The sequence below is a fragment of the Anabaenopsis sp. FSS-46 genome (assembly GCF_029891665.1).
Lineage (GTDB): Bacteria > Cyanobacteriota > Cyanobacteriia > Cyanobacteriales > Nostocaceae > Anabaenopsis > Anabaenopsis arnoldii.
Window position 1 is genome coordinate 1 of sequence record NZ_JANQDG010000012.1, and the last position, 16,456, is coordinate 16,456.

The 16,456-nt window shown below is 42.3% G+C and carries 16 protein-coding genes; 8 read left to right on the forward strand and 8 right to left on the reverse strand.

What is annotated here, in order from left to right; all coding sequences use genetic code 11:
- Positions 1 to 262: 262 nt before the first annotated feature.
- From NWP21_RS01415 to psaX, 3 genes are all read left to right on the forward strand, one after another.
- Entirely contained in the window at positions 263 to 1,825 is a 1,563-nt protein-coding gene (locus NWP21_RS01415) for an NAD(P)H-quinone oxidoreductase subunit N (protein ID WP_280791333.1), read from the forward strand.
- Positions 1,826 to 1,941: 116 nt separating this feature from the next.
- The gene (gene lipA / locus NWP21_RS01420; RefSeq protein ID WP_280791334.1) at positions 1,942 to 2,853 is read left to right on the forward strand and encodes a lipoyl synthase; all 912 of its coding nucleotides are present in this window, start codon (positions 1,942 to 1,944) and stop codon (positions 2,851 to 2,853) included.
- An 82-nt stretch (positions 2,854 to 2,935) separates the two neighbouring features.
- Complete coding sequence (psaX, locus tag NWP21_RS01425) at positions 2,936 to 3,070, forward strand: photosystem I protein PsaX (protein ID WP_089090711.1); 135 nt, start codon at positions 2,936 to 2,938, stop codon at positions 3,068 to 3,070.
- A 20-nt stretch (positions 3,071 to 3,090) separates the two neighbouring features.
- Here the strand turns inward: psaX and NWP21_RS01430 are convergent, their stop codons facing one another.
- Positions 3,091 to 3,957: a branched-chain amino acid ABC transporter permease gene (locus NWP21_RS01430; protein WP_271734640.1), complete on the reverse strand. Its 867-nt coding sequence runs from the start codon at positions 3,955 to 3,957 to the stop codon at positions 3,091 to 3,093.
- A gap of 95 nt (positions 3,958 to 4,052) precedes the next feature.
- On the opposite strand from NWP21_RS01430, the gene larE reads away from it, so the two are divergent.
- The gene (gene larE / locus NWP21_RS01435) at positions 4,053 to 4,874 is read left to right on the forward strand and encodes an ATP-dependent sacrificial sulfur transferase LarE (RefSeq protein WP_280791335.1); all 822 of its coding nucleotides are present in this window, start codon (positions 4,053 to 4,055) and stop codon (positions 4,872 to 4,874) included.
- On the opposite strand, the gene NWP21_RS01440 is transcribed toward larE, so the two are convergent.
- The gene (locus NWP21_RS01440) at positions 4,856 to 5,761 is read right to left on the reverse strand and encodes a site-specific DNA-methyltransferase (RefSeq protein WP_280791336.1); all 906 of its coding nucleotides are present in this window, start codon (positions 5,759 to 5,761) and stop codon (positions 4,856 to 4,858) included. The two genes, larE and NWP21_RS01440, sit on opposite strands and share 19 nt — an antisense overlap.
- Positions 5,762 to 6,096: 335 nt before the next feature.
- Here NWP21_RS01440 and NWP21_RS01445 point away from each other — a divergent pair, with 335 nt between their 5' ends.
- Both NWP21_RS01445 and NWP21_RS01450 read left to right on the forward strand, forming a co-directional pair.
- Positions 6,097 to 6,651, forward strand: coding sequence for a CAP domain-containing protein (locus NWP21_RS01445; protein ID WP_271734634.1), 555 nt, complete (start codon positions 6,097 to 6,099; stop codon positions 6,649 to 6,651).
- An 88-nt stretch (positions 6,652 to 6,739) separates the two neighbouring features.
- Positions 6,740 to 7,390, forward strand: coding sequence for a ribonuclease D (locus NWP21_RS01450; protein ID WP_271734633.1), 651 nt, complete (start codon positions 6,740 to 6,742; stop codon positions 7,388 to 7,390).
- Between the two features lies 1 nt (position 7,391).
- Here NWP21_RS01450 and NWP21_RS01455 read toward each other — a convergent pair whose 3' ends face one another.
- From NWP21_RS01455 to kdpA, 4 genes are read right to left on the reverse strand one after another with little or no spacing between them, the layout of a single operon-like run.
- Positions 7,392 to 8,501: a sensor histidine kinase KdpD gene (locus NWP21_RS01455; protein ID WP_280791337.1), complete on the reverse strand. Its 1,110-nt coding sequence runs from the start codon at positions 8,499 to 8,501 to the stop codon at positions 7,392 to 7,394.
- An 11-nt stretch (positions 8,502 to 8,512) separates the two neighbouring features.
- Positions 8,513 to 8,701 carry a potassium-transporting ATPase subunit F gene (locus NWP21_RS01460; RefSeq protein ID WP_280791338.1) on the reverse strand — a complete coding sequence of 63 codons (189 nt, stop codon included), beginning with the start codon at positions 8,699 to 8,701 and terminating at the stop codon, positions 8,513 to 8,515.
- Between the two features lie 24 nt (positions 8,702 to 8,725).
- Complete coding sequence (gene kdpB, locus NWP21_RS01465) at positions 8,726 to 10,795, reverse strand: potassium-transporting ATPase subunit KdpB (protein ID WP_280791339.1); 2,070 nt, start codon at positions 10,793 to 10,795, stop codon at positions 8,726 to 8,728.
- Positions 10,796 to 10,822: 27 nt separating this feature from the next.
- Positions 10,823 to 12,508 carry a potassium-transporting ATPase subunit KdpA gene (gene kdpA, locus NWP21_RS01470; protein ID WP_280791340.1) on the reverse strand — a complete coding sequence of 562 codons (1,686 nt, stop codon included), beginning with the start codon at positions 12,506 to 12,508 and terminating at the stop codon, positions 10,823 to 10,825.
- Positions 12,509 to 12,696: 188 nt separating this feature from the next.
- Here kdpA and NWP21_RS01475 point away from each other — a divergent pair, with 188 nt between their 5' ends.
- Entirely contained in the window at positions 12,697 to 13,185 is a 489-nt protein-coding gene (locus NWP21_RS01475; RefSeq protein WP_280791341.1) for an Rpn family recombination-promoting nuclease/putative transposase, read from the forward strand.
- A complete protein-coding gene (locus tag NWP21_RS01480; protein WP_280791342.1) occupies positions 13,163 to 13,405 on the forward strand; it encodes a hypothetical protein in 243 nt (80 codons plus the stop codon). Before NWP21_RS01475 ends, NWP21_RS01480 begins: the two co-directional genes overlap by 23 nt.
- Before the next feature lie 181 nt (positions 13,406 to 13,586).
- On the opposite strand, the gene NWP21_RS01485 is transcribed toward NWP21_RS01480, so the two are convergent.
- Positions 13,587 to 14,900 (reverse strand): CO2 hydration protein, encoded by a 1,314-nt coding sequence (locus tag NWP21_RS01485; RefSeq protein WP_280791343.1) that lies wholly within the window; start codon positions 14,898 to 14,900, stop codon positions 13,587 to 13,589.
- A 52-nt stretch (positions 14,901 to 14,952) separates the two neighbouring features.
- Complete coding sequence (locus tag NWP21_RS01490; RefSeq protein WP_280791344.1) at positions 14,953 to 16,455, reverse strand: NADH-quinone oxidoreductase subunit M; 1,503 nt, start codon at positions 16,453 to 16,455, stop codon at positions 14,953 to 14,955.
- Position 16,456 lies beyond the last annotated feature (1 nt).

The window sequence follows — 16,456 nt, forward strand, 5'->3', positions numbered from 1 at the left end:
GCAAAAATAAGGTGTAGATGTCTAGATTGCATTGTGCTGTCGAGGGTTTAGTAATTTCTCTCATTCTCCCATACCCATTACTAGACGACCCTTATTTATCAATGCACTATTTTGTTATTCTGTCAATGCGTAAGTCCTACAATGGATGACACGGGAAGAATTTTTGAGAAAACCTTACAGAAATATCGAAAATATCCAACGGTAACAATAGAATAAACTCAGATGCTTCCTTAATGTCTAATCGTCAAAACCTATATATCTCATGGATTTTTCTAATCTGACATCCCAGTTAAATGCTGGAACGATTTTGCCAGAGGGGATTGTAATTGTCACCCTCTTAGGGGTTTTGATTGTTGATTTGATTTTGGGACGTAGCTCCTCACGCTGGATTGGATATGTGGCGATCGCCGGTTTAGTGGCTGCGGTTGGCGCTCTCTATCTTCAATGGGATGCTACTAATCCCATTTCCTTTACCGGGAGCTTTATTGGTGATGACCTGAGTATTGTTTTTCGCGGTATTATTGCTTTGTCTGCTGCGGTAACTATATTGATGTCAATTCGCTACATTGAGCAAAGTGGTACTGCTTTAGCAGAATTCATCGCTATTTTGCTCACTGCTACCGTGGGAGGGATGTTTTTATCCGGTGCTAGTGAGTTGGTGATGATTTTCATCTCACTGGAAACCCTCAGTATTTCTTCATACTTACTCACAGGTTATACCAAGCGTGATCCCCGCTCTAACGAAGCTGCGCTGAAATACCTGTTGATTGGAGCCTCCAGTACGGCAATATTTTTATACGGTGTTTCCCTGCTGTATGGTCTATCAGGTGGACAAACAGAATTAGGGGCGATTTCTAGTGGTATTGCTGCTGCTAATGGTGGTCAGTCTTTAGGTTTGGTAATTGCCCTAATTTTCGTGATTGCCGGTATCGGCTTTAAAATCTCCGCCGCACCCTTTCACCAGTGGACCCCAGACGTTTACGAAGGCGCTCCCACCCCGGTGATTGCTTTTTTATCGGTGGGTTCCAAAGCCGCTGGGTTTGCCCTGGCCATTCGCTTGCTGACAACAGTCTTCCCCCTAGTTGCGGAGGAATGGAGATTTATTTTCACTGCCCTTGCAGTCCTAAGTATGGTATTGGGTAACATAGTCGCCCTGGCCCAAACTAGCATGAAGCGGATGTTAGCTTATTCATCCATTGCTCAAGCTGGATTTGTGATGATTGGCATGATTGCGGGAACTGAAGCCGGATACGCCAGCATGGTATTTTACCTCATGGTGTATTTGTTCATGAACCTGTGCGGTTTTACCTGCGTGATTCTCTTCTCCCTACGCACAGGAACAGACCAAATTGCCGAATACTCTGGATTGTATCAAAAAGACCCACTGCTTACACTCGGTTTGAGTATATCTCTACTTTCCTTGGGTGGTATTCCGCCATTAGCTGGGTTTTTTGGCAAGATTTACCTGTTCTGGGCTGGTTGGCAAGCTGGACTTTACTGGTTAGTTTTACTGGGCTTAGTTACTAGTGTTGTCTCCATCTATTACTACATTCGCGTGGTAAAAATGATGGTAGTCAAAGAACCCCAAGAAATGTCAGAGGTAGTCAAAAATTATCCAGCAGTACAGTGGAACTTGCCAGGGTTTAGACCTTTGCAAGTGGGACTAATAGTAACTTTAATTGCGACTTCCATCGCCGGTATTTTGTCCAATCCACTATTTACACTGGCTAACAATTCTATCTCTAATACTGCAATGCTACAAGCAACAGCGGTGGAGAAAAACCAGGTAAGTATAATCTCAACACCAGAACTAGAAGAGTTGTAGATTGGATGTTGCAACTTTAGGGGGTGCCAGAAACTTGCACCCCTGCTGAATTATGTTAAATTTGTGTCAAAGCCATCATTAGGGCCACAGTACTTTTGGATATTGCTTAAATGTCTATGACTACGCCACAACCAGCACCCCAACCCCTCCCCACCGGGAGCCTAACTATGCCTAGCTGGTTACGCCGCTCTATTGGCAGGGCTAGTGAGCTTTCTACTGTACAACGGATTATTAAGCAACGCCAAATTCATACAATTTGTGAAGAGGGACGATGCCCCAACCGAGGAGAATGCTATGGTCAAAAAACTGCCACTTTCTTACTATTAGGCCCAGTTTGTACACGCTCTTGTGCTTTTTGTCAAGTAGATAAGGGTCATGCCCCTATGCCTATTGACCTAGAGGAACCGCAAAAAGTAGCTGAAGCTGTGCAACTGTTGGGATTACGTTATGTGGTTCTGACTTCTGTAGCCCGTGATGATTTACCAGACCAGGGGGCGGGGCATTTTGTCAAGACAATAGATAATATTCGCCTGTTAAATCCAGAAACTCAAATCGAAGTGCTAACACCAGATTTTTGGGGCGGCGCTGGTGCGGGAGAATCAGGACAACGAGCAAGAATAGCCACAATTGTCACCGCTAAACCGGCTTGTTTTAATCACAATGTGGAGACGGTACGGCGGTTAACAGGTCCGGTGCGTCGGGGTGCTAAGTACGATCGCTCCCTGAATGTGTTGGCTATGGTGAAAGAAATTGATCCTACTATCCCCACTAAGTCCGGTTTAATGGTGGGACACGGTGAAACCAGGGAAGAAGTTATAGAAACTATGGCGGATTTAAGGGCGGTGGGATGCGATCGCCTCACCATCGGCCAATATATGCGTCCCTCCTTAGAACATTTGCCAGTGCAAAAATACTGGACACCAGAAGAATTTGATACACTATCAGGGGTAGCACGGCAAATGGGATTTAACCACGTCCGTTGTGGTCCTTTGGTGCGTAGCTCCTACCATGCTGGTGAGGAAGGTTGACAAATATTTTTAAAGGATTTTGGTTTTTTGGTACGACTGTTTGGTATTTCTGAATAAAGTCAAAAAAGAAGGAGAACGACTGATGGCTAAAGTTCAAAATTCCCCCGTTCCAGCAACGGGCGCTAAACCCCCCTACACCTTCCGTGCGGCCTGGGCATTGCTGTTATTAGCTGTTAACTTCTTAGTTGCAGCTTATTATTTCCACATCATTGAATAATTAGAAGTGGACGGTGCTGCTTAAATCGTACCTTTAAATAAACCTTTGGGGCGAATGAGCAGCACCAAAATCATCATTAACAGTGCTATACCTTGTTTATACTGTGAACCGATCCACAAGCTACTCACTTCTTGAGCGATACCAATAATAAACGCGGCGGCGATCGCACCGTAGGGGTTACCAATACCGCCTAAAATTACGGAAGCGAATAAGGGCAAAATCAAAAACCAGCCCATATTGGGACGTACTGCTGTAATCAATCCGTACATACTGCCACCCAAAGAGGTGAATATCCCCGCAATAATCCAAGTCCACAGGATGACCTGCTCGACATTAATCCCAGAAACCCTAGCTAAGTCTAAATCATCAGCAACTGCACGCATGGCTTTACCAATTTTGGTATTTTGCAGCAGGTAGTGCAAGGCCAAAATTGCCACCACTGCTAACCCCAATACCAGCAATTGATTTTGGGGTATCCTGATGCCAAAAACATTCAAAGCAGTGGTAACGGGTAAATTGTAATTTTGGTTTTGACCGCCCCAGAAAAAGATAATACCATTACGTAGGAATAAAGCCAGCCCAATGGAAATAATAATTAAGGTTGTGGAGGTAGCACGAATAGAGCGCATTCTTGCCCATAACAACTTTTCAGACAGTAGCATTGCTGCTACTGTTCCCGCGCTCGCCAGAATCATGGATAGCCAAATATTGATACCACTGGTATTGAGTAACAGGGTCAAATAGGCAGAGAGAGTGAGAAAATCACCGTGAGCAAAATTAGATAACCGTAAAATACCGTAGGTCAGGGTCAATCCCACTGCGGCCAGGGCGATAATGCTACCTACAGCTATACCATTAACAATTAGTTGAGCAATTTGTATATCCATAAGTTTGATGTTTTCGGTGGGTGTTCAACCCATATACACATCCCCTAGAATAGAATTAATTGGGTGCTATAGGGTTGAGAGTAGATTTCAAAATCATGTTGACAGAAAAATTTGACCAGTTAAAAGTTTTATTTGGCGAAATGCAACAGGCTTTGATTGCCTACTCCGGAGGAATTGATAGCACTTTGGTGGCCAAGATTGCTTATGATGTATTGGGCGATCGCGCTTTGGCTGTCACAGCTGTTTCTCCTTCCCTGTTACCAGAAGAACTAGAAGATGCGAAAATTCAAGCCGCAACTATAGGGATTCCCCATAGAATAGTCCAAACTCATGAAATGGACAATCCCAATTACACTTCTAACCCTGTCAACCGTTGTTATTTTTGCAAAAGTGAATTGCATGATACCCTCAAACCCTTAGCTATGCAGTTAGGTTATCCCTATGTAGTAGATGGGGTGAATGCTGATGACTTACAGGACTATCGCCCAGGAATTCAAGCAGCAAAAGAAAGAGGTGCGCGATCGCCTTTAGCAGAGGTCGGTGTCAGCAAAGCCGAAGTCCGTCAACTTTCACAACAACTCGGTTTACCCTGGTGGGATAAACCCGCTCAACCTTGTCTAAGTTCTCGCTTTCCCTACGGTGAAGAGATTACCATAGCCAAGTTACAAAGAGTAGGTAGAGCAGAAATTTATCTGCGAAAACTGGGTTGGGAGAATTTGCGCGTGCGTTCTGAAGGTGATACCGCCAGAATTGAATTATTACCAGCAAATATCAAAGATTTTATCTTGACTACCAATTTACAGTCCCTAGTTACTGCATTTCAGGAGTTGGGATTTATCTATGTCACTCTAGATTTAGAAGGTTATCGCAGTGGTAAGTTAAATCAAGGTCTCGCTCTTCAATCACTAAACCGATAACGACTCCCCATCACATAATCCTGATTAATTTCACAAGAAATCCATCGGCGTTCCCAACTTTCAGCCACAAACCCAGTGGTATTGGAACCTGCAAAGGGGTCTAACACCATATCACCCTCATCAGTTAAAAACTTGATGAAAAATTCAGCGAACTTGACAGGAAACCGCGCGGGGTGGGGTTTAATCCCTTCTGCTTTACAACGCCGTAAATAAGCGCTATTGGATTCAGTATTGGCAATTTCTAGCAAATTTGGCGGAATTGCGCCCTGATTATCCTTCTGAAACTGATCAGAAATATCATGACCACTGGGGCGCATTTTAGCTTTATAGCCATTTTTCAGTAGTTGTTTCATACTCTGACTATATGGCTTTAAAACTTTTCTGTTATCAGCCTTAGGATTTGGTGTTTTTGACAACCACCAAACTACATTTACCGAATCTTTCACACGAACTCGCCTGATTGTCACCCACTCCGCAGGGGTAGGTAATCGTGCAGGATTATAGTGATAGAATTCTTGGGCTAAAAAAAAGCCAACCTCTTTACACAGTCTCACCAGAAGTTCATATTGGTAGATACTGCGCACCGGATGACCACGCAGGTAAGCGCCCCCCAAATCTAAAATCAATGAGCCATCATTAGTTAGAACCCTTTTAAACTCCTGAGCGAAAGGTAAAAACCATTCAATATATTTTTCTGGGCTTTCGTTACCATATGCTTTTTGACGTGCGAGAGCAAATGGTGGTGAAGTGAGGATCAGATTAATAGTATTCGGCTCCATGGATTTTACCAGATGGAGACTATCACCCAAATATGCTTTTCCCAACCTTTGGGAGTAATAAGGACTTAAACATATATCTTGTGGTGATTTGATTATTTCTTCTGACAAGAGCTTTCACAAGTTAAAAATTTATTTATATAGGTATTTTACTTGGTATCTACCATAAAGTTATCTGTACACCGCTAAGACCTCTAGATTTGTGTTCATCTGTGGACAAATTTTCTCAAGAACTAAAACATCCTCACCAAAATGCGTAGTGTTATAGAAGCGGTGGAAGATTGTCGGCATTTATTTATATTGTTCTAAATTATACATTAATTAAACTAAAGATTATTTGCCAAAATGCCTGAATTTAATTAATTTTCGAGATTATCCTGTTATATATTCCTAGAACCAGAAGTTAGATTATAGGTCTAGCAATTACACATATCAAGCAACTGTCCATGTTTAGACAACCTGCTTTTGGTATCGCTTTAAGTACGCTTGTCCTTGCGAGTGGATTAATGAATACCTCCATAACGTCTCACAGGTCTACAGAGTCAACTAATCGTAGTCAACCTTTGTTAATTCCTCCAAGTCAGGCTGCAATGTTAACTACTACTACTACTATTAAAACCAATGCACTAGAGAAATCAGTTTTTGACAAAATTAACCAATATCGAGTCTCTCAGAATCTGCCAAAGTTGAGACTAAATACAGATATTAGCCAACAGGCGAGGATTCATAGCCAAAACATGGCTAATGGTAAAGTCCCGTTTAGCCATGAGGGATTTGAACAGCGTGTCACTGCCATTCCCCTACAGTATAATAACGCCTCAGAGAATCTAGCCTTAAATAAAGGATATAGTAATCCAGTCGGCGAAGCCATTACCGGGTGGTTGAAAAGTCCGCGACACTTGCAGAATATTCATGGCGACTACGACCTCACGGGGATTGGTGTTGCTACCAACAAGGAAGGAGAAGTTTACCTAACTCAAATTTTTATTCGCAGTAGATAGATTGATTTACACCGATTTTGGCATCATAATTAATGTAGTGTCTGATAGTTTTTTTCTCAAAGACACTACATTTATATTTAGGTAGTTCATGACATTACAAGATTTTCAAATCAGTGATAGCCTACGTGGCGCGGCCATAGGTGACTTGACTGAGGCTGCTTTGGCTGAGTATTTAAAATCAGAGGCGATCGCTGTGGATACTGAAACCATGGGACTATTACCACAGCGCGATCGCCTCTGTCTAGTTCAGCTATGTAATCTTCAGGGACAAGTCACCGTAATTGGGATCACCAAAGGCCAAACCGAAGCCCCAAATTTAAAGATACTTTTGGAAGCGGTCAACGTGGTGAAAGTTTTCCACTTCGCCCGCTTTGATATTGCGGCTTTGCGTTATCATCTGGGGATTCGAGTTCAACCTGTGTTTTGTACCAAAATTGCCAGTAAGCTAGCTCGTACCTACACCAATCGTCATGGACTCAAAGATGTAGTTCAGGAATTAGAACAAATAGAATTAGATAAAAGCTCTCAGAGTTCCGATTGGGGTAACGCTGCCAATTTATCAGAGGCTCAACTCAACTATGCTGCTAATGATGTCCGCTACCTATTGAGTGTACAGCAAAAACTTACAGCGATGCTCAAACGGGAAGAACGTTGGGAAATTGCTCAAGAATGCTTTCAAGTTTTACCGACCCTTGTCACCTTAGATTTATTGCAATTTAAAGATTTATTTGAACATTGAGTTATTTATCTGTGGAAATAATATGTAAATCTATATTTCTATTTCTAGTTAAATCTATCATTTGTTGAGTAAAAGACTTTTGAAACCATCTTTGCCAACGCGGCTGTTTAGTTTCACCAATAATAATTTGTGTAATATGATAATTTGTTGCTAGTTGAGAAATTTCTTGAGCAACATTTTGGCTTTTAATATGTAGAAACTCTCCGCCGAAATCCCGGCATAAATGCTCACAGGTATCTATGTGTAAACTTTCTTCTTTAGTCAAGAATTGTTCAGGATTGGCCACAAACACAGCATACAGTCGAGCATTCATATAGTGGGCAATACGTGCGCCTCGGCGTAATAATTGCACAGAACCAGGATAAGTAGATACACATACTAACACCCGTTCTTGAATGTTGTAATTAGGCTGTAAAAAGTTGGCAGTATTTGCTTCTTCTTCCACGGTATCTGCTACTTCTCTTAATGCTAGTTCCCTTAAAGCAATCAGATTACGACGGCGAAAAAAGTTTTTCAAAGATGGCTCAATTTTTTCAGCAGCGTAAATTTTACCTTCTTGTAAGCGCTCTTCTAAAGTTTGTGGTGTCACATCAATCACCACAACAGCATCAGCTTCATCTAACACATAATCAGGAATGCGCTCTCGCACCACAACACCTGTAATTCTCGCGACTAAATCATTCAAACTTTCCAAATGTTGAATATTAACAGTAGAATAAACATCAATTCCCGCTGCTAAAATGACTTCTACATCCTGATAGCGTTTTTTCCTTGGGGAACCAGGAGCGTTAGTATGAGCGAGTTCATCCACTAAAACGAGTTGAGGGGAACGTTGCACAATTGCATCTGTATCTAATTCCTGTAGAGTAACGTTCTGGTGGATAAAAGCTTTTTGGGGAATTACCTCTATTCCCGCGGCTTTCATGGCGGTTTCCTTGCGTCCATGAGTTTCTAAGATTCCGATCACTACATCAATTCCATCTTGTTTGAGTTGATGTGCTTCCTCAAGCATTTTGTAAGTTTTGCCGACACCGGGAGCCATACCAATAAAAATTTTATGTTTCCCACGTCGGAGGGGGAGAAGATGAATATGATCAGAGGAATCAAACATAAGTAAAATAGTTAAAACTTCTCTGGTTGAAAAATGACGACAAACAAATACATACTGACGGCAAAAGTTGCAAGTCCTAAAAGGGTAATGGCGTAGGATGCAGAGCGTGATATTGCTTCAGGGGTGGCAGCGTAAAGGATTTGTGCTAGGAATAAATTCAGAATGAGTGTGAGGAAGAGGGTAAAAGATAGTTTTTTCATAATTAAAACCCAAAAGCTGTGGGATTATGCCAGTCCTATGGTTGTGATCAAAAGGTCTATGATTTTGATGGCAATGAAGGGTGTGATCACGCCGCCCAGTCCGTAGATGAATATGTTCCGTTGTAGAAGTTGGTCGGCGGTGAGTGGTCGGAATTTAACGCCAGTTAGTGCTAGGGGGATGAGGGCGGGAATGATTAAGGCATTGTAAATTAAGGCCGAGAGAATGGCAGATTGGGTACTGGTTAAAGCCATAATATTGAGAGGGCCAACACCAATACCAGCGAAGATAGCCGGGAGGATGGCGAAGTATTTGGCGATATCGTTGGCAATGGAAAAGGTGGTGAGTGCACCACGGGTAATCAGCAATTGTTTACCAATAGTGACAATATCAATTAACTTGGTGGGGTCAGAATCTAGGTCTACCATGTTAGCGGCTTCTTTGGCTGCTTGAGTACCCGTATTCATTGCTACACCTACATTGGCTTGAGCTAAGGCAGGGGCATCGTTGGTGCCATCTCCGGTCATGGCTACCAGTTTTCCTTGGGCTTGTTCACTCTGAATGACTGTAATTTTGTCTTCCGGGGTGGCTTCGGCGATGAAGTCATCAACTCCGGCTTCTTGGGCAATTACAGATGCGGTCATGTGGTTATCACCTGTGAGCATGATGGTTTTAATGCCCATGCGTCGCATCTGGTCAAATCGTTCCCGAATCCCCGGCTTGATTATATCCTTGAGATAAATTACACCATATATCTCATTGTTTTTACATAGAGCTAGGGGAGTGCCACCTAGTTGGGAGACTCTTTCAAAGGCGGTGTCAAGCTCAGATGTTAAATCTCCATTGCGAGACCTGACAAATCCTTTAATAGCATTGACTGCGCCTTTGCGAATTTCTACGCCGTTAGATAAGTTAGTGCCACTCATGCGAGTTCTGGCGGAAAATTCCATACTTTCGGCTTGTTGGGGGTCAAAATCTAATTTTGCGCCTAATTTCTCTGCCAGTGTGACAATTGACTTACCTTCTGGTGTTTGATCAAAGATACTGGATGCTAGGGCAACTTGGGCTACCTCTACCATAGAATGACCGTTGACGGGAATAAATTCTTCTGCTAGGCGGTTTCCCAAAGTAATCGTACCGGTTTTGTCTAAGATCAGGGTGTTAATATCCCCGCAAGCTTCAACTGCACGCCCGGAAGTGGCAATCACATTAAATTGAGCTACTCTATCCATTCCCGCAATGCCGATCGCACTTAATAAGCCGCCGATGGTAGTAGGAATTAGGGCTACTAATAAGGCTATGAGTACGGCAATACTCAGGGGTGAGTTGAGGTAAAATGACACCGTAGGTAATGTGGCAATTACCACTAAAAATACTTGGGTGAGCACTGCCAGCAAAACTGTCAAAGCAATTTCGTTAGGTGTTTTGCTGCGGGAAGCGCCTTCTACTAAACTAATCATGCGGTCAATAAAACCTTGTCCGGGGTCGGTGGTGACTCGAATGATCAGCTCGTCGGAGACTATACGGGTTCCTCCGGTTACAGAACTGGCAATGTCTGAACCCGGTTCTTTTAATACCGGTGCTGATTCTCCTGTAATAGCTGATTCATCAACGGAGGCTACACCGCTAATTACTTCACCATCGGCGGGTATGACATCACCAGCGGTAACTTTGATTGTATCCCCTCGCCGTAAGGCTGTAGAATTTACCTCTTGAATGGAACCATCGGGGAGAATTTTTTGGGCTTTGGCTTCCGATTTTGCAGAGCGCAAAGCATCCGCCTGAGCTTTACCTCGTCCTTCGGCTACGGCTTCGGCAAAGTTAGCAAAGACAACGGTAGAGAATAAAATTAAGGTGATTAGTCCGTTGAATAGTCGGGGATTTTCCCCTGTAGTTGGGCCAAATATGTTTGGTGCAATTGTCATCAGTGCAGTAATGAGAGTACCTAACCAAACTAGGAACATGACTGGATTTTTGATCATGTTACGTGGGTAGAGTTTGACAAATGCTTGCCGGAATGCTTGGGGGTATAGTTGAGAGGGTGGGACTTGGGGTTTATGTCTGCGTTTTTTTCGCCGTCTTGTAGTTGTTGCCATTTTTAGGTGAATGGGTGGAATTTTTGCTTAGTTTCCTGCTACTAGTTGAAATGCTTCTGCTACCGGACCTAGGACTAGGGCGGGAAGGAAGGTGAGAGCGCCCAGGATTAAAATTACCCCCGCTGTAACTGCTGTGAATAGTTTGGTGTCGGTTCTCAGGGTTCCGGTGGTGGTAGGTACTGGTTTTTTACCAGACATACTATCTGCTAAAAGTAACAGTGCCATGATAGGGATATAACGCCCAGCTAAGATACTGATACTTGTACTCAGGTTCCACCATAGGGTATGATCATTTAATCCTTCTAAACCAGAACCGTTGTTAGCTGCCGCAGAAGCATATTCGTAAATTACCTGGGAAACTCCATGAAATCCAGGGTTACTAATACCAGAGAGGCTATTAGGAAAGGCAAAGACAATCGCCCAAGGAATCAGAATGGCGAAGGGGTGAACTAATAAGATGATGCTGGCTAAAACAATTTCTTTTTTTTCAATTTTTCTGCCTAAAAATTCTGGTGTTCTCCCTACCATTAAGCCTGTGAGAAATACTGTTAAAATTAAGTAGATGAATAGGTACGCTGTACCGGTTCCCTGTCCTCCCCAAATTATTTGTAAGAACATATTAAAGAGGGTGACAAAACCCCCAGGAGGCATTAAGGAATCGTGCATTCCGTTGACAGCACCGCACATTGTGGCTGTGGTCATGACCGCCCAGAGTGCGGTTTGCGCCCAACCAAATCTTACTTCTTTTCCTTCTAAGTTGGGTTGCTCTGCTCCTAAGAGGGAATTAACTAAGGGATTTCCTTCAAATTCGCCTACTGCTGTGATTCCTACTAAGAAGAGGAAAATTATCAATACCATCCAAAATACTAACCATGCTTGCTTACGGTTATTCATAAATATACCGTAGGTGTAAATTAGTGATGTGGGTATGGCCATCATCGCCCACTGTTCTAATAAGTTAGAGAAGCCATTAGGATTTTCAAAGGGATGTGCTGAGTTGACACCAAAGAAGCCACCACCGTTTTCTCCGAGTTCTTTAATAATTTCGTAGTGGGCCACTGGACCACGGGCTATTACTTGGGTGGCACCTTCTAAGGTGGTGACTGTTGCTGGTCCTGCTAAGGTTTCTGGTACACCAGCCAATAGCAATAATAAGCCGCCAACTATTGATATGGGCAATAATATCTGGGTAATTGACCTGATGAGGTCACTGTAAAAGTTGCCTAACTGTCTGCCAGTTAAACCACGAATAAAGGCTATACTAACTGTTATACCGGTACCGGCTGAGGTAAACATTAAAAAACCTAAAGCGAAGGTTTGACTGGCATAGCTCCAGGTGGTTTCACCAGTATAATGCTGTTGGTTGGTGTTGGTAACAAAGGAAATGGTAGTATGTAATGCTAAATCCCAATTAGGCGCGCTTAATCCTGTGGGATTTAGGGGTAACCATTCTTGGAACATGAGGATTAAATAAACTAAAATCCCCATGACTAAATTGCTATAGAGCAAGGCTTGGGTATATTGCCATCCTGTCATATTTTCCTGGTGACGCACCCCACTTAAGGCATAAATTATTCTTTCTAAGGGATTAATTATGGGTTCGAGTAGTGTTTGTTCTCCCATGAAAACTTGTGCTATATACCTTCCTAATAATGGAGTTGTGCCGATGACTATGACTAGGGTAAAGGCGATTTGTATCCATCCTTGTAACATGATTAAATAGGCTCCCAGTACATAATTTTCCTATAAATGTTGAAGTTGTCAGAAAAATTTACATATCTAGATCCAATTATTCTGTCAAGTGGTTAGATGTCAACATAACATAATATCTTCCATCCGTTGAACATGACTGATTTCCCCAAAGAAGCAGAAAAAATAATTAATAACAAACTCTAATGACCATGAACGAAATTATAGCTAACTATGATGAAACATGGAAAGAAGTAATAGGAGATTATTTTGATTCCTTTCTCGCCTTCTTTTACCCAGAAATAAATCAAGAAATAGATTGGACTAAAACCCCCGTTTCCCTTGATAAAGAATTAGAGCAGATTACCGCAACTGCGGAGAGTAAAACCCGCCATACTGATAAATTATTTCAGGTGTGGTTGTTAGATAATCAAGAAGTTTGGGTATTAATTCATGTAGAAGTACAAAGTCAATATGATAAAGAATTTTCCCAACGAATGTTTATCTATAACTATCGGGCTTTTGATTTATATCAAAAACCGGTGATTAGTTTAGCTATACTAGGGGATGAAACGAAAAATTGGCAACCTAATTCTTACCGATATGGTTTAGGGAGTAGTCAACTAATCTTTAATTTTTCTAGTGTTAAGCTGCTCAATTTATCAGGAGAAACTAAAAATGCCATTGTTAACGAACATTGAAAAACGGACTATAGAAAAAACCACCAAGCAAACTCTGAAACAAAATATTATCAAACTGCTACAAGTGCGGTTTGGTGACATTCCAGAAAATCTGGTTGCGAGCATTAATAAAATTGATGATACATCTTTTTTAGAACAAATATTTGTATCAGCAATTAATGTTAGTTCTTTAGAAGAATTTGCACAGCTGGTTAACTCTCATTTACCAGCAGTAGATTAATATAGGACTTACGCAACTGGTACAGGCGATCTGCTTTTTGCAGCGCTTCGCGATCGCATCCCCTGAAGATAATTAAATACATGAGCTTCGAGTCACACAGATCCCCGACTTCTACACAAGTTATTTTAGATTCTCCCAATTATGTAAGAAGTCGGGGATCTTACTCACCCAAGGGAACACTTCAGCGATAATCTTGGCGTTGAACGTCACCCAAACGGGCCGCATCACGAATACCGTAGTCAGGACGGGTAAAGCGGTTTAACTGCGCCTCGAAAAAGTCTCGATTAGCTTGTAAATGCTCAGGTTCAGGGTCATCTAAAGGATAATGAAGGGCCGTGCGTAAGGCTTGAATCACCGCAGAGGTAACATTGTACATTGAACGTTGAAAACTAACTCCCAACTGAATCAACATATCATCCTCACCCCGACAATATTGTTTATATTCTTCCACTAAATATGGTGGTAAGAAGTGCAACATATCTTGCATTAACAGTGTTGGGGGAATACCTGCTGTACCGACGGGGAACACATCAGCATAAAGAATACCATAGTGAAAATCTGCTTGGTTATCTGGTATTTGGCGCGCTTGAGCATTATAAGATTTTGTCCCTCTAAAAGGTGCAGTACGATAAAAAACAGCTTCTACATAAGGTAAGGCTGCTTCATAAAGCCAGACAAAGCCTTGAGATTTGGGGATAATTTCGTAGCATTCACCACGGATATAAACATGATGGTAAATGGGACGATTGGCCACTGCAAAAATGCCATTGACCAGAAAATTCATAGCCTCCGGGACTGTGGTAATTTTCCCCTCGTCATATAAATCTGACATTTCAAAAAACACAGGGGCCATGACTTCCCAGAATAGCCCCAAATTCGCATAGTAAGACATTTGGCGACATTGTTCTATAAACATATCTGGGAAGAGTTTATAAAGCCCTAACATCAATGGGTTACCTTGAAAATAGGCTCTGATGGCTCTATCGGCGTTGGCTTTATATTCTGGGGTGTCTAAGTAAGGGTCAAATTTACCACCCATTCCTCTATGCCAAAACATAGCCCGCATACAGGCTTCGGCAAACTCCATATTAATGCGGTCATGGAATAGGTGATGTAATAATTTGGGCATTTTTATAGTTTCACCCTTCTCGATAAATGCCAAAAGTTCAGGGTGTGCGGTGGCCCGACCGCGCCAGACTCTCAATTCTGCATCGTCACCGGCATAATGATTATGGAGTTCTAAGTATTCTTGAGGTAAGAAGTATTTAAAAAAGGGTAGGGGATTTAAAAATACTCGTTCGGCAATATACAGCAAGTTACGCCAGTAAAAATCCATCGGTACTGCATAGGCTTTATAAATGCCGATGATTTGTTTTAAATTTTCTGGTGTATCGGGTAACATAGAACCACCAGCTTCAAGGCGATGAATCACATCAGCAAATTCATGTCGGGAAGGAGGTAGTTTATTTGTGGGTTTCTCTGGAGTTTGTACCATGATTATGGCCTCGCAATGATGATGGTCAAGGGTTGGTCAAAGATCAGAAGTGCTAATTGTGGGGAATTTGAGCAACTATGGTTTTTTCTATGGGGGTAATTGCGGCTACCATGGCTGTAGTTGTAGTTTCGCTCCAACGGACTAACCAGGTGGGTTGTACACCCAAGAAGATAATGAGAGCTGCTAATACTAAAGCGGGAACTTTTTCTGACCACAAAACTTTGGGATAGTAAGCCAAATTATTATCCAGCTTGCCAAAACAGGTACGGTTGAGGAGTATGACGAAATACACCGCTGTTAAACCGCTAGATACTATACATAGTAGTGTGGGTATGGGAAAGACCGAGAAACTACCTTGAAATACAATAAATTCGGCTATAAATCCTGTTAAACCGGGAATACCCGCGCTGGCCATACCACTGAGAACTAGTAGGGCGCTAATAAAGGGTAAACCGCGGATAGGACTCATTAAACCGTTGAGTTTTTCTAATTCCCTTGTACCAACTTTGACTTCTACTACCCCGACTAGGTGAAACAGAATTGCCAAAATTAAACCATGGCTGAACATTTGAGCCACTGCACCCACTAGGGCTAAGGCTGTGCTAGAGGCGCTAGCTAGTAAGATATAACCCATGTGACCGATGGAGCTATACGCTACCATGCGCTTGATATCTTTTTGGGCGATCGCAATTACAGCAGCATAAATTGCACTAATAGCTCCCCAAAAAGCCAAGGTTGGTGCTACCACATTCCAAGCTTGGGGAAACATTCCCATCCCAAAGCGTAACAGTCCATAGGTTCCCAGCTTAGCTAAAACGCCGCCTAATAAAATAGCAATGGGTGCGGAAGCTTCTACATAAGCATCAGGTAACCAAGTATGGAAGGGAACTAAAGGAATTTTAATTCCGAAGCCTAAGATAATTCCTCCTAGGAGGAGAAGTTGCGCAGCTGGGGCGATATTTTGAATAGATAAACTATCCCAAGCAAAGCTAGTACCTCCACTGAGGAATACCATTCCTAGGAAGCTGGCTAAAATCAAAGCACCGGAAACAGCAGTGTAAATTAAGAATTTGATACCAGCATAAGTGCGTTTTTCCCCTCCCCAAATGGAAATTAAGAGGTAAAAGGGGATTAATTCTAGTTCGTAGAATAGGAAGAATAACAGCAGGTTTTCTGCTAAGAATGCACCAGCCACACCCCCACTCACGAATAAAATCAGGGGGTAAAATAGTCGGGGGCGTTGAGTTTCTTTGTTACTGCTGTAAATGGCTATCCAGGTAAGTAAACTATTGAGTACCAACATTAAAATTGATAAGCCATCAACTCCCAGTTGATAACTCAAACCCAAGGTTTCATTCCAGGGGAGATATTCTTGAAATTGCATTCCAGAGTTGCTGGGGTCGAATTTCACTAAAATCAACAAGTTCCAGCCTAAGACTATGGCGGCTATGGTTAAAGATACTAGGCGAATGCGACTAGGGGATAGGAGTTTATGAGGTAAAAAACCAATAATTACGGCGCTGATAATTGGTATCCAAATCAGAAAACTCAACATA